This window comes from Aliidiomarina iranensis (assembly GCF_003987135.1).
Classification (GTDB): Bacteria; Pseudomonadota; Gammaproteobacteria; order Enterobacterales; family Alteromonadaceae; genus Aliidiomarina; species Aliidiomarina iranensis.
Genome location: NZ_PIPJ01000007.1, coordinates 64,745 through 84,050, shown reverse-complemented (window position 1 = coordinate 84,050; position 19,306 = coordinate 64,745). Strand labels below are relative to the sequence as shown.

Sequence of the window (19,306 nt, the reverse complement as noted above, 5' to 3'; positions counted from 1 at the left end):
GAACGGAGAGTTCTCACATGTTGTTAGCAAGTTTGGCGGTTATTTTTGGCTTGGTATTGTTAATTTGGTCCGCCGATAGGTTCATTGAAGGCGCTGCGGTAACCGCAAAACACTTCGGTATGTCGCCGTTGCTCATTGGTATGCTGATCATTGGCTTTGGTACTTCAGCACCGGAAATGGTGGTATCGGCCTTTGCAGCAGCCCAAGGTAACCCCGGCTTAGCGCTTGGAAATGCGTTCGGTTCAAATACCGCAAACATTGGTATGGTGCTGGGTTTCACAGCACTCATTGCGCCCATAACGGTGCAATCGAGCGTGTTGCGCAAAGAAATGCCGATACTAATTGCTATCACCTTGCTAGCCGGTTGGATTATTTTTGATAACTTCATAAGCGGCTGGGATGCCATTATTTTGCTCGCGGTATTTTTCGCGGTAATGGGATGGTCGATTAAGCAAGGCTTGAATGGCAATGATACCCTTGGCCTCGAAACCGATGCCGATATCAGCAGCCACCAAATGCCGATAGCGCGGGCCATGATGTGGTTGTTTGTCGGGCTTTTCCTACTTATCGCTAGCTCCCGCGTGCTCGTGTGGGGCGCGGTAGAAATCGCAGTGGCTTTTGGGGTGAGCGATTTGGTGATTGGCTTAACTATCGTAGCCATTGGCACATCCCTGCCGGAATTGGCCAGCGCCATTGCTGCGATTCGCAAAAACGAACACGATTTAGCACTTGGTAACATAATTGGTTCGAACTTATTTAACACCCTGGCCGTAGTAGGTATAGCCGGCGCCATACATCCTTTTGCTATCGATGCAGAAGTGTTCAGCCGCGATTATTTGGTAATGGGGTTATTTACTCTGGCCATTGTAGCCTTCGCGCTTCGGAGTAAAAAAGCGAAGCGGCCGGGGCGCATTAATCGCATCGAGGGTGGAGTGTTCGTGGCTGCCTATTTCGGATACTTGCTGTGGGTTGTGCTTTAAGAGAGGTATTGATGTCGAATTCGCAATCAGAAAAACTACAGATAGAGAAAATACAGTTAGATGAAGCTACGGAACTAACCGCTACACGCTTAATGTGGGCCGGGTTAATTCCGTTTATCGGCACTGCAATTATTGGGGCGATTGGTTTTTGGCAAGCACCACTGGCTCAAGCGTTCTTAATTTATAGCGCCGTAATACTCTCATTTTTGGGTGGTATTCATTGGGGCCTAATCATGGCCAAGGGTATGGAAAACCCGCAAGGATCGCTCGTGATCTGCATGATTCCCTCGATCATCGGCTGGCTTTCCGTAGCCTTCCTACCCGTTTTGTGGGCGCTTGGTGTGCTCGCTATCGTGTATATGCTGTGGCTGAAATACGATGTGAAGCGAGTGGGGCAAGCTTGGTATGAAAAGGTGCGGCAACCCGTAACCTTTGTGGTGGCAGGGTGCCATTTCTTGTGGTTTATCACTATTGCCACCGAGCTGCGTGTTGGCTAAATAGGAGCACCTAAATGGCCATACGAGTTTTAGGCGCGGCCGGCGGCCTTACCGATATTCACGGCAGCACCTGTATTCAAATCGGCGATTATGCGCTCATCGATGCGGGCACTGGGTTAAGCTCGCTCTCAATCGAGGCAATGCGCAAAATCCGTTACATAGTGCTCACCCATTCGCACATGGACCATATTGCCGCGTTGCCGTTATTTCTTAGCAATATGTTTGAACAGGTTGAGCATCGAGTACAGGTGTTTGCGCAAGCGCACACGATCGAAACGTTAAAAGTGAATATCTTTAACGATAATATATGGCCTGATTTTACCAAAGTACCCTCTGCAGAAGCCCCGGTAGTGGAATTCATCGAAATTACACCCGGAAGCACCTTTACGTTACCGAGCCCGAATCAAGATAATGCGCAGATTCACGTGTTCGCGGTTGATCACACCGTGCCCACTGTGGGGGTAAGTGTGCGCATGGGCAACGAACACTTTGTGTTTAGTGCCGATACCACCGCCGGCCCTGTGCTCGATGAGGCGCTAGCCTCGATGTCTGCGTTGGCCCCCATTGATACCCTCATGCTGGAATGTTCCTTCACCAATGCCAAGCACGAGCTTGCGCTGCACACAAAACACATGACACCCGCCATGATCAGCAGCACCCTTGAACGCATGGCCGAAAGATTGGGTTCATTGCCGGCGCAAATATGGATTTCGCACTTAAAACCCAGCAGCGGCAGTGAGTTGGTGAATGAAGTTATTGCCTTAGCGGAAGAATTCTCTGCGGCTACGCGCGTGAGCGTGCTACAGCAAGAAAACAGCATAGAAAAACGCCACGAAAAAACGGCATGATTTTAAGAGAAAGCCTAAAAATAAGCTTAAGAGAAAGCCTAAAAATAAGCTTAAGAGAAAGCCTAAAAATAAGATGCAGTTTGCTGGAGCGCAAGTTTTATCTAGATGCGCTTTGAAGAGAACAGATTGCACGCTTGTTTTAGCGCATGTTTAGCGTGCTTTTAGTGCATGTTTGGCGCACTTTTAGCGCATGTTTAGCGCATATTCAGTGTGGTTTTAGCGCAGTTTTAGCGCTTTTAGTTGGCACTTCAGCCAACCATCCATCGCATAAATCTCAACTTCGTTACCGTGCAAACCGCGAATGGTAGCGTGAGTAGCTGTTGATATGTGCTTGAGTTCCTTCCGCGCGATTTCAACAACATGCAAAGGTTTTCGGCTTGCTGGCACACCAAGTTTGTTGATTACTTGGTCACCCATGCATATCTCTATTCGGTAGCGATCAAAACTGCTATCGGTGGTGGGTGCTGCGCTTTCGTCAGAGGTGATCATTTTTGCAATTCCATTTTATAAATGATGATGTAAATTTTACGTAAGCAAGAGCCAGCATTGTAAGCGAAGGCTGAAACACCATGTATATGACATCTGTCATATCTTGCTATTAAAAACGCTAAAAACAGCTAAAAAAGGCGCCAAAATGCTCGAGAAAGATACAAATCGTGTGCAAAAACTCAACAAATTTTGCTTTCGAGTAAGCATATATTAAAAGAACTAAGTTACAAATATTTTTTCATCTGCAAACCCTGTATCAGTTGATTTACAGGGTTTTTTAATGTGCGAACGCGGAAATATAAAAATATTCAATAATGAGATTGATTCTCATTTGATAATAAGTATACTTGCCAACACCTAATTAAGAATCATTCTTATTACTATTAAGTTTAAATGTTGGAGAGTAAACTACATGTCATTCGAAAAACGCGCTTCTTCTTTTTCTAACGCGCCCGCAAGTTTATCCGCCATGCCTTTAACGGCAAGCCCTCAGGGAACGCGCTCAAAAGCCAAACTTTCACTTCTCACCCTGGCTGTGGCTACTGCTCTTTCTGCAAACTTGTTCGCCGGTAATGCATTTGCGCAAGAAAGCGCCAATGAGCAAGCTAGCGCCCAGCAACCTAATCAGGGCAATAATCGCACCGGCATCGAACGCATAAGCATTCTTGGTTCAGCGGCTGCGGTAAGCGAAGCGCCAGGTTCTGCATATTACATGAGCGAAGAAGAGTTAAAGGAATTTGAATACACCGATATCATGCGCGCACTAGGTAATGTGCCTGGCGTGTATGTGCTAGAAGAAGATGGCTATGGCTTGCGCCCCAACATTGGTATGCGCGGCACAGGCGTTAACCGCTCGGATAAAATTACGGTGATGGAAGATGGCATTTTGGCCGCACCAGCACCTTATGCCTCACCTGCGGCGTATTACTTCCCAACCTTTGCGCGCATTGAAGCCATGGAAGTATTAAAAGGTTCTTCTTCAATTCAATACGGCCCACGCACTACGGGCGGTGTTCTGAATTTAGTGTCGCGCAGCATTCCAACTGAAGATTTCGCCGGCTTCGTTGATGTGGCCGCTGGCGAAGATGGTTACGGTAAGTTCCACACCTACATGGGCGGCAGTGGTGAACGTGCCGGTGGTGTGTTTGAAGCCTTGCGTTATCAAGCCGATGGTTTTAAAGATATGGTGAATGGTGATACTGGCTTCTACCGCAACGATATTATGAGCAAAGTGCGGGTAAGCCTCGATGAAGCGGGCCGCCATCAGCTCGAATTTAAATTCAAATATTCTGATGAAGTAAGCGATGAAACCTACATGGGCCTAACTGATAGCGATTATCAATCAAGCCCCTATGCGCGCTATGCTGCTTCTCAGCAAGATGAAATGACAACCGAGCACACGTTAATGCAAGCCACGCACCAGTGGGCGATGCCTACGGGTGGCGTATTAACTTCAACGATTTATCGCAACGAGTTTGCGCGCAATTGGTACAAAGCGGATCAAATCGGTGGCCTTTCATTATCCGGCGGTGGTTTAGAGTTGGCTTCCGAATTTGAAGCCAATGCGGCGGCGGGCGAAACCTTGAGTGTGCGGGTAAAAAACAACAACCGCGAATACCTCAGCCAAGGCCTGCAAACGCAATATGATTTTGCCGTAAATGGTAATGAATATGTGTTGGGTGCGCGTTATCACGAAGATGAAGAAGATCGTTTCCAGTGGGTTGATTTATATGATCTTGATGCGGCATTAAATATGGCCTTGGCGAATGCCGGCGTACCAGGCACCGATGCCAACCGTGTGGCCAGTGCCGAGGCGTTCGCGGCCTTTGCCAAAGCGCGCATGTATTTCGATGATTTTACCGTTGATTTCGGCGCCCGTTTTGAAGATATCACGGTGAAACGAGAAAACTTCGGTAACGATTTACAACGCTTGGATACACCTGAGCTGCGGGAAAATAGCACCTCGGCGTTCTTGCCAGCGGCCGGTGTAACTTACCGTTTGAATGATGCTTGGGTAGCTTTAGCGGGTGTGCAAAAAGGTTTTGCGCCGGCGGCACCAGGTAACAATGAGCAAGAAAACGAAGAGAGCTGGAACTATGAAGCCGGTGTGCGTTATGCCGGAAGTGTAGCCGGTGGCGATGCACGCTTTGAGTTAATTGGTTTCTACAGTGATTACAGCAACATGCATGGCAACTGTACCGCAGCGCAAGGCTGTGATTTAGATAATATCGGTGCGCAGGTAAACGCGGGTGAAGTAGAAGTGGGCGGTGTCGAATTGTTGGGTGCTTACACTTATGCATTGAATGGCTCAGTTGATTTGGCCTTCGATGCAGCTTACACCTTCACCAAAGCGGAATTCCAAAATAGCTTCAATTCCAATATCGGCATTTGGGGCAACGTAACGGCCGGTGATGAAGTGCCTTATCAGCCGGAGCAGCAATTACGCACCGGTGTTGCTTTAAAAGGTAGCTTGTGGAGCCTCGCGTTGAACGCGCGTTACTTGGGTGAAATGCGCACGGAAGCAGGCGCGGGAACCATTGCGGCGGACGAGAAAATTGCCGTACGTACGATTTTCGATATGTCAGCGCGCTACCAAATTGCGGATAACCAATCGGTTTACCTAACGGTTGATAACTTAACCGATAAAACCTATGCCACTACGCGCATGCACGGCGGAGTAATGGTGGGTAAACCACGGCAAATTAACATTGGCTACCAAGCGAGCTTTTAATTAAGGCCGCTGGCGCAAAAAACGCAAAAAAACACTGGTTCCCAGCCCTAAGTTTCGGGGCTGAGAACCAGAGATAACGAGAAACTAAATGATAACGATTGCCATTCAGTAATTGTTATTGCGAAATGGGTCATTTACAATGCCCCCCACAAATGTAAGGAGAAGCACATGCGCAAGCTAACGAAGTTGGTGTCAGTGACGGTTTTCTCTGGCACCTTTTTGATGGGCTGCAGCCCAGCCAGCGAAAACACGGATGCAACGGGCGCGAATAACGCTAATAGCGCCAATACCAACAGCAATCACGTGAACCTGTATTCCTCGCGCAACGAAGGGCTCATCAAGCCGTTACTCGATGAATTCACCGCCGAAACTGGCATTCAAGTGAACTTGCTCACTGGCTCTGGCAGCGGTTTGCTTTCGCGCCTAGAAAGTGAGGGTGCGAACACGCCAGCTGATTTGTTCCTTACCGTTGATGCCGGGTCTTTACACCGCGCAAAAGAGGCGAATCTATTTCAGCCGGTAACCAGCGAAACGCTTACCGCGGCAATTCCAAGCCATTTGCGTGATTCTGAAAACCATTGGCATGGCTTGAGCATGCGCGCACGCCCAGTATTTTATTCGTTGGAGCGGGTAAATCCGGAAGAAATTACCGATTATTTGGGCCTTGCCGATGAAAAATGGCGCGGCCGAATTTGTGTGCGTTCATCCGATAATATTTACAACCAATCAATGGTTGCGGCCATGATCGAACATCACGGCGAAGCAGCCACCGAAGAATGGGCGCGCGGCCTTGTAGCTAATTTTGCGCGCAACCCTGTGGGCGGCGATCGGGATCAAATTCACGCCGTAGCTTCAGGGCAGTGTGATATCGCGATAGCAAACACTTACTATTTTGGCGGCATGAGTTTAAGCGATGATGCCACCAACCAAGATACCGTAAGTAAAGTAGCCATTGCCTGGCCGGCCCAAGAAACTACCGGTGTGCATGTAAATGTATCCGGCGTTGGTTTGTTGCAAGCGGCAAGCAATGAAGAAAATGCGTTGCGTTTAATGGAATTTTTAGCGCAAGTGAGTTCGCAAACTTGGTATGCCGAAGTGAATTCCGAATACCCAGTGAACCCAGCGGCGCCTTGGAGCGAAACCTTGGAATCTTGGGGCGAGTTCGCCGCTGATGATATTTCCATGAGCATTCTTGGTGAGAACAATGCGGCTGCTGTGCGCTTAATGGATAGAGCAGGTTGGCGCTAAGGGCGTTGAGTGGATCGTTCTTGGCGAAATGCGCAGAACTCCTGCACAGAACGCCAAACGCCAAACGCCAAACGCAAAATACAAAGCGCAACCGAAAATAATCAGGATGTAAATGGTTAAAACAATTAGCAATGCAAGCAAGCAGATGCTCCATCGAGTATGGCGTCAGTGGCATGATATTTCCTTGCCGCTGGTAGCCATCATTATCTGCTTGCCGCTAATTGTTGTGGTGGCGAGCTTTTTTATTGGCCTCGGTGGCGAAGAACAACGCGCTACCTTGAGCCACCTGTTCCAAAATGTGATCGGCGAATACGTTTGGCACAGCGTGATTTTGCTAGTGGGCGTGGGCCTGCTCGTTATGCTGATGGGCGTTACCGCCGCGTGGCTCACCACCGCCTGTGAATTCCCCGGTGTCAGCTGGTTGCGTTGGGCGCTGTTGCTGCCCTTAGCGATGCCGGCGTACATCACTGCCTATACCTACAGCGGCATGCTCAGCTTCGAAGGGCCAGTGCAAACTGCCTTGCGCTCAATAACCGGTTGGGGCTTGGGCGATTATACCTTCCCAGAAATCCGTTCCCTTACCGGCGCAGTGCTGGTAATGGGCTTTGTGTTATTCCCCTACGTTTATTTAGTGACCCGCGCGGCGTTTATCGAGCAATCGCGCGCGGCCATCGAAGCCGGGCGCACCTTAGGCCTTGGCCCTTGGCAGAGTTTTTATCGCATCGCCTTACCCATGGCGCGGCCTGCCATTGCCACCGGCGTTACCTTGGCGCTCATGGAAACCTTAGCCGATTACGGCACCGTCCATTTTTATGGCGTAACCACCTTTACCACGGGGATTTTCCGAACTTGGTATGGCATGGGCGATCAGGTGGGTGCCTTGCAGCTGGCTAGCATATTGTTGAGCGCCGTAGTGGTTCTTATGCTGGTAGAGCGTATTTCGCGCAAGCAATCAAAATATCACCATGCTGGGCGCAACAATCAAGCCACGCGGCCTATGCAACTGCAGGGCATGCGCGCGTTTTTGGCGTTTATAGCCTGTTTTGTGCCGGTACTGCTTGGGTTCTTGTTGCCGGCGCTGCAACTGCTGAGTTGGTCGGCCGATAGGCTGCATGTATGGGCCGATGCGTCGTTCTGGCGTTTGGTAAGTAACAGTTTAGTGTTGGCGGCGTTAGCAGCTTTTATAACTGTAGCGGTGGCTCTATGGCTTTGCTATGGCAAACGCGTTGCCAGCAAGCGCCGGCAGAATAAGCGCACCCGCATTACCCAAACCTCAGTGAATTTCGCTTCACTGGGCTATGCCATTCCGGGTGTGGTGATTGCGGTTGGGGTGATGGTGCCGCTAAGTTGGCTGGATAACCGGATTATTGGGTTCAGTGAAAATGTGTTTGGGGTGAACCCGGGTTTAATTCTCTCGGGCACTATTGTGGCGCTGTTATTTGCCTACACGGTGCGGTTTCTTTCCATTTCGATTCAAACGGTGGAAAGTGGGCTTACGCAAATTAGCCATGCTATGGATGAATCAGGCCGAATTCTCGGGTTGAAATCACGGGAAGTACTTACTCGCATTCATTTTCCGCTGTTGCGCACAAGTTTGATTACCGCCGGTATTTTAGTGTTTGTGGATGTACTCAAGGAGCTGCCGGCAACGCTAGTGCTGCGGCCGTTTAATTTTAATACCTTGGCGGTACGCGCCTACGAAATGGCCGGCGATGAACGTTTGGCCGATGCCGGGCCGGCGGCCATTATGATTGTGCTCGCGGGCTTAATTCCGGTAATTTTACTAAGCCGGGCTATGAATCGGCGGCAGCATTTGCATAACGAAGAAGCGCGAGTGATTGAGGCTAAGCAGGGCGATTTGCGCTTCGGTGAGCCGAACCCGGGTAAAATTTATAAGCCTTTGTAGGTTTTTGGGCTGAGTTGACGCTATGAGTTGCAGGCCCGATTTGAAGATCTAAGGTGAAGGAAAAGTATGAGCCAGTTGAAGCTAAGTAATGTAGAAGTTGGATTTGGTCGGCAAACCATTGTCGATGGCGTGAGCTTTTACCTTGGCGAGGGCGAAATCGGCTGTTTGTTAGGCCCTAGCGGCTGTGGCAAAACTACATTATTGCGCGCGATTGCGGGTTTTGAGCCGGTAACTTCAGGGCGTATTGAACTTAACGAACAATTAGTAAGCTCGCCGGGGCAACATATACCGCCAGAAAAGCGCGGTATTGGTATGGTTTTCCAAGATTTTGCGTTGTTTCCGCACCTTACTGTGTTCGAAAATGTGGCGTTTGGCATTCGCAACCAAAGCACGGAAGAGCAGCGGCAGCGAGTGAACTTATTGCTCAGCCATGTGGGCTTGGCCGGCTATGGGCCGCGCTACCCGCACCAGTTGTCCGGTGGCCAGCAGCAGCGTATAGCTTTAGCCCGTGCCTTGGCGCCGAAACCGCGGTTGTTGTTGATGGATGAACCGTTTTCTTCGTTAGATGCGGAGCTGCGGGAAACGCTTGCTGCGCAAGTGCGGAACTTGTTGAAAGAAGAGGGCATAACTGCGCTCTTGGTTACCCATGATCAGCAAGAAGCTTTTGCCATGGCCGATCGCGCTGGGGTGATGTACCACGGCCGTTTGCTGCAGTGGGATACGCCCTATGGTTTGTATCATCGTCCGGCGCATCATTTGGTGGCGGATTTCATTGGCGTGGGTGTGTTGCTGCACGGTTTTGTAACCGATGATTTGCAGGTTGATACGGCGCTTGGGCTGCTGCGAGGCGATGAAGTAGTGGGTGGTACCGAAGGCGAATCGGTAGATGTGTTGATTCGGCCAGATGATATTGTGATTGATGATACAGCCGAACGCCGGGCGAAAATTGTGGCTCGCGGATTCCGCGGCGCCCACTTTTTGTATACCGCTGAACTTGCCGATGGCAGCCACTTACTCTGCATGGCGCCCTCGCACCATCAATATGATATCGGCGAAGATGTTGGGTTACGGCTGAACCTTGATCACTTAGTACTGTTTCCTTCCGGGTTTTGCGACACTTAATCGACGCCCAAGCGCACGAGAAGATGGGGTCGTTGTCGGTGTAGTCTGTCCCCTTTTTGCAAAAGGGGACAGACTACACCGACAACGACCCCGTTCTCTCTTTTAGAGATCGCAGGCGCAATCGATTCTGGTTTCTGAAAAAGAGCGGCGCAAGGTGTGAGCGAAGGTGCGCTGTACCTCGGCATCCCCGTGCACTAAGCGCACATGCTTTACATACTCTGCGCTGGCGATAAAATCCATCAGCTCTTGCTGATCGGCGTGAGCCGAATAGCCTCCCAAGGTATGAATTTCCGCTTTAATCCAGATGCGTTCGCCATCCAGATCCACATAGCCACCGCGCGGGCCATACTGCTGAATAGCCCGGCCCGGTGTGCCTGCAGCCTGGAAACCAACAAACAAAACATCGGTGCGAGGGTCGGGTAACAGTGCTCGCAAATAGTTCACCATGCGGCCACCGGTGCACATGCCGCTGGCAGCGATAACAATGCACGGCTCGCCAGTACTCTTCAGATAATTCACCAAGCGTTCGTGTTCCGCGTGGGTATCCACAATGTGCATACGCGCAAAATTTAACGGGTGGCGATCATCGGCAACGCGGCCAAGGGCTTCCTCATCCCACAAATCTCGCATTTTCCGGTATTGCTGAGTAAATTCCGCGGCCATCGGAGAATCCACAATCACTACAATATCTTGCCAAATGCTGTTTTCTTTCGCGCACTCAGCTTCCTTGCACTGATGAATAATATCTTCCAGCTCGTACAGTAATTCCTGAGTGCGGCCAATGCTGAATGCCGGAATCAGCACCGCCCCACGATCGGCCACGCAGCGTTCAATAACTTTTTGTAAGCGCGCTTGGCGTTCAGCACGATTTTCGTGATTGCGATTGCCATAAGTTGATTCCAACACCAGCATGTCGGCACGCTCCAGCGGCGTTGGATCAGGCAGTAAAGGTGAGTTTTTGCAGCCCAAGTCCCCCGAGAATACGATTCGCTCACTGGGGGAGAGATCGGGGTCGTTGTCGGTGTACTCTGTCCCCTTTTGCAAAAAGGGGACAGAGTACACCGACAACGACCCCATTTTCTTGTGCCCGAGCTCGAACTCAACATAAGAAGAGCCGAGTATGTGCCCGGCTTGGCGGAAACGAAGCTGCAGCCCCGGCGCAAGTTCAGCCAGCTCAACCCAAGTATCATAATCCACCGGGCGCAATAAGCCGCCGAGCAGTTTAAGAACAGCATTAATCAATTGAGCATTGCGGGTAAGCCCCACCTTTAGCGCATCCTCAATCACCATCGGCAACAAATGTGCGGTGGCGCGGGTGCAATAAATGGGTTTTCGAAAGCCAGCCATCAGCAACCAGGGCAGGCGCCCCACGTGGTCAATATGGCAATGTGTTATCACCAGAGCATGAACATGCTCAATAGGAAAATCGATCTCTTGGTTGTTTTCGCCGGCGCCTTCGCCAGCCGCTTTAGAAAAAGAACCCCCAGAGCCGGAAGTTTCCGCGCCCTGAAACAACCCAATATCCACTAATACCGAAACACCCTCTGCAACCACTAACTCGTGGCATGATCCAGTAACACCGCGCGCCGCGCCATGGTGAATTACGTCCATGTTGCTATCCTCTTATTGTTATTTTAGCGGTTATAAGGCCGCCACTCTCCATTGTTAATCTGTAGAAAAAACTGCCCTTCTACATTAAGCATAATTACCCGGTCGTTCTCCAACACAGGTAGCGTTTCGGTAATCCCACGGCCAATATCTTCCGGCCGATAATCACCGCCATTAAACGGCTGTTGCCGCATAATCTCGTAAATCACTTCACTAATCGCGCTCGGCCCAGTGGGTTGCCCCACCTGTACCAAATCACCCGCTTCAATACCTTCACCAAATAACTTAAACAGCACCGGCACATGGGTAAGCGCCGGAGTGGGAATTTCACGCATCCCCGGTAATTGGAACCGATCGCCCTGCAAGCCCGCGCCATGCTCAGGCACCATAACCACCAGCACATTGCGGCCACTCGCTTCAATTTCCGCAAATAGCTGCAGCGTATCATCGAGCAAAGTATTCACTCGTGCCCGATAACTGGCAATACTATTGCCGCGAAAGCCCGGCAAGCGGTTGCCATCGTGCAAACTTGTGGTGTTGTAAAAAGTAAATTTCCGGCTATCACCGAGGCTCCCCAACCAATCACCCAAAACCGCACTATCCGCCCGAATCGGCGATTGATCAAAGCCTGTCATGGCAATCGGGAACTGCTCCGGCGGCACAAAAGGCGCATCGCCCATGCCCCCAAGCTCCCGAATCTGGCTCAAATAATTATCAAAAGCGCCCGTATGATTCATGCGAATTTCTGATTCGAAACCCAAAGCACTCAATTGCTCGTTAATCGTACACGAAGCTTCCGGCTCAAATAGCTGGCTGTGGGGTACATGGCCACAACTCGCCTGCAGCAAACGCAAAGTAGCTGGGCCGGAATACGAACTGCCAGTATAAAAATTCGAAAGCAGAATATCCGCACTTTCCCACAACGGATGATCTAGCAATTCAAACTGCTCTAAATCTTGCCAAGAAAGCGAGCAAATATTCAAGAGTAAAATATCAAAATTCGGCTCAACATTACTGGGCGGGCTAAACTGCACCTGTTGCTGCTGCGCATAGAAACGGGCAAGCACCGAATCCGGGTCGTTAGCGCCACCACTGGTGCGCTGGGTTATGTTCACCGGTGCCGCGCCGCCTGCCAAACCGCCAGATTCTGTGGGCACGGTATCCGCCGAAAAATTCGGCAACACCGGATACACCAACAACAAAGCCAAGGAAACCGCTGTCATGCGCAAAATTTTGCGCACATACATAAACAAAATTAACGCCACCAAAAACACGGCAATGGCTTCAACCGAAATAAACCGGCCTACAAGCTCCAGCAAATACCAACCACTAAAGCTACTCACCAACTCCCATTGGTCGAGTAAGCGCGAAAAAGGCGGCAACTCCGCCTCTTGGTAAAGCAAAATAACTGCCGCCGCAATGCCAATTAACTGGCGCACGGGGCGTAACCAACGGGGGTGAACCGGAATCACCAAAAATGCCAGTAACACCACATTCCACAATAGGTTAAGCTCCAGGTAACCAAATAACCCGGCGCCAATTTTTAACAGGAAGTAAAAACTCCATGCACCCAAACCGGGCCACGAAAACAAAGGGTGGTTTAGAAGATGCTGCCGCTGTTGTTGGTAAAGCTGTTCACTCATGGGTGCGGATTCTCATGCTGTTCAGCTTTCGGCTGCAAATTTTGCATTAGCGCTGGTTTGCTTGCGCGTTTGCGCCGCCGCAACACGCGCACATGGCGATTCAATGGCAAAAAAGTAAACATTTTACGGTGCATTAAGCCGCGCACGTAAGCAGTGATAAGCCCGCACAACACGCCGAAGGCAAAACTGGCTAACACAATCCAAATTAGTAAACTTTCTGGCATTTCATACCCTTCAACAGCGTGTTAACTATCACGTTTGAATCAAGCACCCCGAACACTTTATCAGAGCTTCACATCTGTGCTTCAAATCGAAGCACTATAAAAAATCAGCTTTACGCACACCCGGTGCGGTTTTTTCTACTACCTTGCGCGTAACGCTCGATTCCCCGCGGCTACTGTATTGAATATCCAACACCGGGCTCGGAGCTGCATGCTCATCTTCCACCAAACCATCGCGCGCATCAATAATTTGCCCGTGCTTCACAATTCGCACTTCATTTTTAAACAAATTATCGCTCGGGATACCAAAATTCATATACAGCACATTGCTCACATCACTCTCGCGGCAGCCATACAGATACAAATACACTTGGCCCTGTAGCACGGAAATAATGTCCCCCGGCCGACGGCTGGAAAAGCGCCGAACTAACGTATGGGCTGTTAACCCAGTGCCCGGCTCCGCGCGAATTAGCACCGAATCAAGCGCTTGCCGCTCGGCTTTTTTCTCGAGCGTTAAAACCTTATCCAAAAACATACCGGGCGCCAAATAACCGCGCACATCATCCATTATTTGGCTAGTTTTAATATCCGCAAAATTATCCGGCAGGGTATGAGTAAACTTGAAACCCACGGTTGTTTCCGCAACGCCAATCACACGCCGGGTGCCTAGCTCACTGGGTAGCACCAAGTTCGCGCCACTACTAATGAGAATACGTTCATCCTGCAAGCGCAACGATTCATCACGCTCCCGCACAATAATGCGCAAATAAGGGCCGAAATATTTACGCAGCTGAAACACACGTTCAGCCACTTGCAGCAATTTATCCCGCGAGCTAATACCCAAAATCACGAGCGCATCACTCCCTTGGGGAAGTTCATCGCGCAAATCGGTTTCATACACAATTTTTTGCCATTCGCTCGGCAAAAACTCGCCTTCATCTACGCCCGCATCACAAATAAAACGCGGCGCTTTCTCACCTAAACGGCGGGTATCGCTGGCAAAATTATCATGGTTAACAAACTCAAAAGTTATGCCACCGTTCGGTAAGCGTTGCTCTTCCAGCTCCCAGTTCCAACGGTTAATGGTGTAACCACGAAACCAATATTGCAGCAGCCAGCGCCAATTCGGCTGGCCCTGATAAATCATGTGTAAACTACCAAAAGCCCGCGCCGAGGTATTTAAAAACTCCCGTAAATCCGGGTTATCGATTTCAGCCTGCAAGGTAAAAATTAATAATTTACCATTGGCACTGGCCCAATTTTTTAAGCGCAACAGAAAGGTTCGGTTACACAACGCCTGCTCAACCGCCGATAACTCGCGGTAGTTCACATTAAACACTATCACTTTGCTACCGGCAGCGGCCTGGGCAATGGAGCGCAACAAACTACTCGGGCGCAGCCAGCGAGAATGTTTCCACTCGGCCAAGTGCAAATTCTTGTTACTCAGCAAATCGCTGGTATAGCGCTGCATACGCTCAACAGTATCGGCCGTGCCGAGCACCAGAGTTGATTGCTGCATACTGATATGTTCAATGAAAAAATCAGCCCAAATGCTACTTTGCACCACAAAGCAATGGGTTTCACCGGCCACTAGGGGCGGCAACCGCTGCTCAATGTTTGGAATAATATTTTGCAAAGAAATCAAGTGATGGCTCCTGGTTGCGGTTGTTCTTGTTCTGCTAGCTCTTGCTATAGAACCGATAATAGTTGCTAGCATGGAAGAATGCGCTCACAAGGCTGTTCCAAGCACGAGCTATTGCATCTGCCATAGTTTTATTTCGTGTGCTTCTGTTACAATTTTCGGCTAATTGAAGCGCTTAAAATATTGATTCAACGAACTTTACCTTTGCAGAGTACCTTACTTCACCTATAGTTTAAAAGTAAGCGAAACAAATAAAATCAACAAATGCTTACCAAAAAACCAGTGTTTGCAAAAGTGAGTGGTGAAACCACATTAAAAACGTTATCTTGCCTACACTATAGCAACTGAAGCCATGGCAACAAGTGCAGCCTATGAACTCAACCTTATTTAACACCGCTAAAAAACAAGCAAACCCCAATGAATCGCATCTGAACATTAGTGCCAGTGCCAGCGATATCAGCCGCCTGCGTAATCATGTGAACGATCTCACCATTCCTTATGTGGAAATTCGGTTTAACACTCGGCTGCGCGAGGTAGAAAAACGCTGGCCCATGTTTACCCTGAAGTTGGCTGAAATCTGCCAAGGCGAGGGCTACGCGGGGGCTGAAAATAAGAGCGAGCATCAGAGCGAGCATTCTCAGGGTGAAAAGTACATGAGCGAAGAACTTAAGAGCGAAGGCAGCAAATGAGAATCGTTGGCGTGCAAGGCCTCACTGGCGGCGCAGGTGCAACCACAATTTGCGCCGGCTTGGCTGTGGCCATGAACAATTTCGGCACCCGCACCATTGCCCTCGATTTGCAGCTAGAAAATTGCTTGGCCGCCCATTTCGGCATGCACCTCGAACACACCGAAGGCTTGCTGCCGCTTTGTGCAACAGCCTTGAGCGGGGAAACAGCTCTGAGCGAAACAACAGCCGCAAACTCAAGCGATCTCAACATCCGCATCGAAGATTGTGTATTTGAAAGTGATCAAGGCTATCCCTTTGTTCCTTTCGGCCGAGTGGCGCCAGAGGTTGAACCCGCCGCGTTACAGATATTAGAACAAAATTTAGAACAACTATTCGCGCCACTATTAGCGCTCGAAGATAGAATTCTGCTGGTTGATGTGCCACGCACGCCCGGCCCATTGCAGCAGTGGGTTTACGCCAACGCCGATCTCATCATTAACGTGTTGCAGCCGGAACCAAGGCTTACCAGTGCAATACTGCGCTTTTCCCAACACAGCTTGCCGCGCCAATATCAGAGCAGGGTGATTATTAATCAAATGGCGCCGAACCTAACTATTGCTCGCGATAGCAGCGATTATCTGCACGGTGTGCTCAGCAGCGAAATGTTGCTACCCGTGGCCGTGCACCGCGATCAACACGCGGTAGAAGCCTTTGCCGCGTTGCAACCGGTGCATCATTATCAAAAAAGTGCGCAAGTAAGCCGTGATTTCGATGCCTTGGCGCTCTGGCTCGCCGGCTTCTTATCCGATGCGCCTACTAATGCCCGCGCCACAAACCCCAACGAGAGCAACCGCCCATGATTCGGCGTTTGTGGCAGCAATCGCGTCGTGTTATGTCGCGCAGGCAAGCGGCGATGCATTTGCTCGGCCTGTATTTTGAAGTGGTGGTGTTCAACACCAGCACCTTCAATAGCGCCATTTTCACCCCGGGGAATAGAGCCGAAGCCAGCGCGCCGCTCGAAACCGCCGAAGAACTTGGCGCGCAAGCAAGCCAAGGCGCCGATTCTGCCCCAAGCTCAAGCATGCGCTATTGGTTCCCGCAAATTAATTTCAGCAAGTTACGCCTGCTCGACCCTATCCGTTTTCTCGTTCAATTGTTTTGGCTGATATTTTTCCGCCAAGAGCGCGAATACGAAGCGAATAAAGTAGAAGCTGAACCTATTTTCCACGTTGAGCGCCGCAAGCATGCGCGCCGGCCTTCGAACACGAGCAATGCAAACGGCAGCGATACAAACAACAACGCTAGCGCTGGTAATGTGCCGTTCGCAGCGAACACGGGGCCAGAAAACTCAGCACAAACCGTACATAAAAGCGCACAAGCCCAAACAAAAAACCGCAACTTCTTCCAAAAAGTGCTCCGGGCGCGCAAAAACGTGATTAGAAATAGCATCAACTTGGTAAAACACCAGTGGGTGCAAAATATCAAACCCTATTACACCCGCAAGGGCACCGATGCCATCCAAGCTTTTGGCGATGTCGGCGGGTATAAATGGATGAACAGCGGCACCGCCCGTATTTTACTTACCGTTTTTGCGGGCATAATGGTGAGCTTTACTGTGAGCCTGCCGGTTGATGCCACCTCGCAAGCCATTATGCTTTTAGTGTTTTGGGCCACCGCACTTTGGGTGCGTGATGTGCAAAAGCGCGGAGCGCTACTGCTCATGGTGGTGCTCTCTATTTTGGTGAGTTCGCGCTATTTATACTGGCGCTTAACGCAAACCATTAACTGGGATGTGCCCACCGATACCGCACTCAGCTTGCTGTTGCTCAGTGCCGAGCTATACGCCTGGACAATTCTGGTACTTGGCTACGTGCAAACCATTTGGCCGTTGCAGCGGCACGTGGCGAAATTGCCCAGCGATATGAGCCAGTGGCCAAGTGTGGATGTGTATATTCCTTCTTATAATGAGCCGCTCAATGTTGTCCGCCCCACAGTGCTGGCGGCGCTGGCCATGGATTGGCCGGAAGATAAGCTCAACGTTTATCTGCTCGATGATGGCAAACGCAAAGATTTCGCCGAATTTGCCGAAAAGGTGGGGGTGGGCTATATCGTGCGCAAAGATAATTCCCATGCCAAGGCCGGTAACCTGAACCATGCCTTGAAGCTCACCAAAGGCGATTTTATTACCATTTTCGATTGTGATCATATTCCCACGCGCTCGTTTTTACAGCTTGCCATGGGTTGGTTCAACGAAGATCCGAAATTGGCGCTGGTGCAAACGCCGCATCACTTTTTCTCGCCGGACCCTTTCGAGAAAAACCTCACCATGTTCCGCAATAAGCCAAACGAAAACGAGCTATTTTACGGGCTCATTCAAGATGGCAACGATATGTGGAATGCCTCGTTTTTCTGTGGGTCTTGTGCGGTGTTAAAACGCGGGCCGCTGGAAGAAGTAGGGGGGATTGCCGTTGAGACCGTTACCGAAGATGCCCACACTGCCCTAAAAATGCACCGGTTGGGCTACACCTCCGCGTATTTGAATATTCCGCAAGCGGCGGGGCTGGCTACCGAAAGCCTCTCGGCGCACATTGGCCAGCGCATTCGTTGGGCCCGAGGTATGGCGCAAATATTTCGGCTCGATAACCCGCTCATCGGCAAGGGCCTCAACCTAGGCCAGCGCATTTGTTATGCCAATGCCATGCTGTATTTCTTGAACGGCCTGCCGCGGCTGATTTTCATGATGGCGCCTTTGGCGTTTCTGCTCCTGCATAGTTACATTGTGTTCGCGCCGGCTATCATGATTGCCTTGTATGCCTTGCCGCACATTGTGCATTCGTATCTTACGAACTCGCGCACCCAAGGCCGTTACCGGCACTCGTTTTGGGCGGAAATGTATGAAACCGTGCTGGCTTGGTACATCATGCGGCCCACCATGGTGGCGCTGATTTCGCCGAAACATGGCAAATTTAACGTTACCGCCAAGGGTGGCCTTACCCCCACCACCTTTTTCGATTGGGAAGTATCGCGGCCCTATTTAATTTTGGTAATGTTATGTATTGTTGGTTTTCTGTTTGGTTTTTGGCGTTTAGCCACCGGGCCTACCGATGAATACCTCACGGTTGCCCTGAACTTGGTGTGGGTGAGCTACAATTTAATCATTCTTGGCGGCGCTGTGGCCGTGGCTGAGGAAGCAAAGCAAGTGCGGGCCGCGCATCGTATTCAAGTGAACCGGCCAATTACCGTTATTACCCGTTCTGAACATGCTTATGCGGTGGAACTGGTGGATTATTCCGATCGCGGGCTCGGCCTGAAGCTCCCGGAAAACTGCTGGTTAGAAGAAAATGATGAAGTGGATATTTTGCTGCAAGATGGCCTCAGTAGCCATTCGTTTAAAGCGCAAATTGTCTCCCGGCGCGGCAATTTAGCCGGCGCCATTATGCAAGTGGATGCTATCGAAGATCAGCAAGCGCTTATTCGGGCCACTTTCTCCCGTGCCGATGCATGGGTGGGCTGGCGCGATACCAGTTATCAAGAGCGGCCCATATCCAGCTTACGCGAAGTGTTAGCGGTGGGCGCTCGGGGCTACAAACGCATGGCGTTACAATTTGCGCCGAAACTCGGCCCCATATTCGCCGTATTAACAAAACTTGGGCGCTTTTTGCGCTCATTGTTACCCTATTTTCCTGGTGAAAAGGTAAATTAA

General features: G+C 50.3%; 15 protein-coding genes. 10 read left to right on the top strand and 5 right to left on the bottom strand.

Going from position 1 to position 19,306, the window contains the following annotated elements:
- Positions 1-17 precede the first annotated feature (17 nt).
- Genes CWE08_RS09445 through CWE08_RS09435 form a run of 3 tightly spaced genes read left to right on the top strand, consistent with a single transcriptional unit; the run spans position 18 to position 2,325 of the window.
- Positions 18-980, top strand: a complete 963-nt coding sequence (locus CWE08_RS09445) for a calcium/sodium antiporter (RefSeq protein ID WP_126767779.1) — start codon at positions 18-20, stop codon at positions 978-980.
- 11 nt (positions 981-991) lie between these two features.
- A complete protein-coding gene (locus tag CWE08_RS09440) occupies positions 992-1,477 on the top strand; it encodes a DUF3429 domain-containing protein (RefSeq protein ID WP_126767778.1) in 486 nt (161 codons plus the stop codon).
- A gap of 14 nt (positions 1,478-1,491) precedes the next feature.
- Entirely contained in the window at positions 1,492-2,325 is an 834-nt protein-coding gene (locus CWE08_RS09435) for a 3',5'-cyclic-nucleotide phosphodiesterase (RefSeq protein ID WP_126767776.1), read from the top strand.
- 216 nt (positions 2,326-2,541) lie between these two features.
- On the opposite strand, the gene CWE08_RS09430 is transcribed toward CWE08_RS09435, so the two are convergent.
- Positions 2,542-2,814: a hypothetical protein gene (locus CWE08_RS09430; RefSeq protein WP_126767775.1), complete on the bottom strand. Its 273-nt coding sequence runs from the start codon at positions 2,812-2,814 to the stop codon at positions 2,542-2,544.
- 469 nt (positions 2,815-3,283) lie between these two features.
- Here CWE08_RS09430 and CWE08_RS09425 point away from each other — a divergent pair, with 469 nt between their 5' ends.
- The 4 genes from CWE08_RS09425 to CWE08_RS09410 all read left to right on the top strand — a co-directional run bounded on the left by CWE08_RS09425 (position 3,284) and on the right by CWE08_RS09410 (position 9,821).
- On the top strand, positions 3,284-5,545 hold the full coding sequence (locus CWE08_RS09425) for a TonB-dependent receptor family protein (RefSeq protein ID WP_126767839.1): 2,262 nt from the start codon (positions 3,284-3,286) through the stop codon (positions 5,543-5,545).
- 168 nt (positions 5,546-5,713) lie between these two features.
- Entirely contained in the window at positions 5,714-6,793 is a 1,080-nt protein-coding gene (locus tag CWE08_RS09420; RefSeq protein WP_126767773.1) for a Fe(3+) ABC transporter substrate-binding protein, read from the top strand.
- Positions 6,794-6,905: 112 nt separating this feature from the next.
- Positions 6,906-8,699, top strand: coding sequence for an ABC transporter permease (locus CWE08_RS09415; RefSeq protein WP_126767772.1), 1,794 nt, complete (start codon positions 6,906-6,908; stop codon positions 8,697-8,699).
- 66 nt (positions 8,700-8,765) lie between these two features.
- On the top strand, positions 8,766-9,821 hold the full coding sequence (locus CWE08_RS09410; protein ID WP_126767770.1) for an ABC transporter ATP-binding protein: 1,056 nt from the start codon (positions 8,766-8,768) through the stop codon (positions 9,819-9,821).
- A 102-nt stretch (positions 9,822-9,923) separates the two neighbouring features.
- Here the strand turns inward: CWE08_RS09410 and CWE08_RS09405 are convergent, their stop codons facing one another.
- From CWE08_RS09405 to CWE08_RS09390, 4 genes are all read right to left on the bottom strand, one after another.
- Positions 9,924-11,432, bottom strand: a complete 1,509-nt coding sequence (locus tag CWE08_RS09405; RefSeq protein ID WP_126767769.1) for an MBL fold metallo-hydrolase RNA specificity domain-containing protein — start codon at positions 11,430-11,432, stop codon at positions 9,924-9,926.
- A gap of 23 nt (positions 11,433-11,455) precedes the next feature.
- On the bottom strand, positions 11,456-13,072 hold the full coding sequence (gene bcsG / locus CWE08_RS09400) for a cellulose biosynthesis protein BcsG (RefSeq protein ID WP_126767767.1): 1,617 nt from the start codon (positions 13,070-13,072) through the stop codon (positions 11,456-11,458).
- Positions 13,069-13,296 (bottom strand): hypothetical protein, encoded by a 228-nt coding sequence (locus CWE08_RS09395; RefSeq protein WP_126767766.1) that lies wholly within the window; start codon positions 13,294-13,296, stop codon positions 13,069-13,071. Before CWE08_RS09395 ends, bcsG begins: the two co-directional genes overlap by 4 nt.
- Before the next feature lie 94 nt (positions 13,297-13,390).
- The gene (locus tag CWE08_RS09390; RefSeq protein ID WP_157981248.1) at positions 13,391-14,938 is read right to left on the bottom strand and encodes a BcsE family c-di-GMP-binding protein; all 1,548 of its coding nucleotides are present in this window, start codon (positions 14,936-14,938) and stop codon (positions 13,391-13,393) included.
- 368 nt (positions 14,939-15,306) lie between these two features.
- Here CWE08_RS09390 and CWE08_RS09385 point away from each other — a divergent pair, with 368 nt between their 5' ends.
- From CWE08_RS09385 to bcsA, 3 genes are read left to right on the top strand one after another with little or no spacing between them, the layout of a single operon-like run.
- Positions 15,307-15,624 carry a hypothetical protein gene (locus tag CWE08_RS09385; RefSeq protein ID WP_126767763.1) on the top strand — a complete coding sequence of 106 codons (318 nt, stop codon included), beginning with the start codon at positions 15,307-15,309 and terminating at the stop codon, positions 15,622-15,624.
- Positions 15,621-16,463: a cellulose synthase operon protein YhjQ/BcsQ gene (locus CWE08_RS09380; protein WP_126767761.1), complete on the top strand. Its 843-nt coding sequence runs from the start codon at positions 15,621-15,623 to the stop codon at positions 16,461-16,463. The genes CWE08_RS09385 and CWE08_RS09380 overlap by 4 nt, the downstream gene beginning before the upstream one ends.
- Positions 16,460-19,306 (top strand): UDP-forming cellulose synthase catalytic subunit, encoded by a 2,847-nt coding sequence (gene bcsA, locus CWE08_RS09375; protein WP_198677146.1) that lies wholly within the window; start codon positions 16,460-16,462, stop codon positions 19,304-19,306. The genes CWE08_RS09380 and bcsA overlap by 4 nt, the downstream gene beginning before the upstream one ends.

Coding starts and splice junctions, on each gene's coding strand:
- CWE08_RS09445 (WP_126767779.1), top strand. CDS start 18: ATGTTGTTAGCAAGTTTGGCGGTTATTTTTGGCTTGGTATTGTTAATT.
- CWE08_RS09440 (WP_126767778.1), top strand. CDS start 992: ATGTCGAATTCGCAATCAGAAAAACTACAGATAGAGAAAATACAGTTA.
- CWE08_RS09435 (WP_126767776.1), top strand. CDS start 1,492: ATGGCCATACGAGTTTTAGGCGCGGCCGGCGGCCTTACCGATATTCAC.
- CWE08_RS09430 (WP_126767775.1), bottom strand. CDS start 2,814: ATGATCACCTCTGACGAAAGCGCAGCACCCACCACCGATAGCAGTTTT.
- CWE08_RS09425 (WP_126767839.1), top strand. CDS start 3,284: ATGCCTTTAACGGCAAGCCCTCAGGGAACGCGCTCAAAAGCCAAACTT.
- CWE08_RS09420 (WP_126767773.1), top strand. CDS start 5,714: ATGCGCAAGCTAACGAAGTTGGTGTCAGTGACGGTTTTCTCTGGCACC.
- CWE08_RS09415 (WP_126767772.1), top strand. CDS start 6,906: ATGGTTAAAACAATTAGCAATGCAAGCAAGCAGATGCTCCATCGAGTA.
- CWE08_RS09410 (WP_126767770.1), top strand. CDS start 8,766: ATGAGCCAGTTGAAGCTAAGTAATGTAGAAGTTGGATTTGGTCGGCAA.
- CWE08_RS09405 (WP_126767769.1), bottom strand. CDS start 11,432: ATGGACGTAATTCACCATGGCGCGGCGCGCGGTGTTACTGGATCATGC.
- bcsG (WP_126767767.1), bottom strand. CDS start 13,072: ATGAGTGAACAGCTTTACCAACAACAGCGGCAGCATCTTCTAAACCAC.
- CWE08_RS09395 (WP_126767766.1), bottom strand. CDS start 13,296: ATGCCAGAAAGTTTACTAATTTGGATTGTGTTAGCCAGTTTTGCCTTC.
- CWE08_RS09385 (WP_126767763.1), top strand. CDS start 15,307: ATGAACTCAACCTTATTTAACACCGCTAAAAAACAAGCAAACCCCAAT.
- CWE08_RS09380 (WP_126767761.1), top strand. CDS start 15,621: ATGAGAATCGTTGGCGTGCAAGGCCTCACTGGCGGCGCAGGTGCAACC.
- bcsA (WP_198677146.1), top strand. CDS start 16,460: ATGATTCGGCGTTTGTGGCAGCAATCGCGTCGTGTTATGTCGCGCAGG.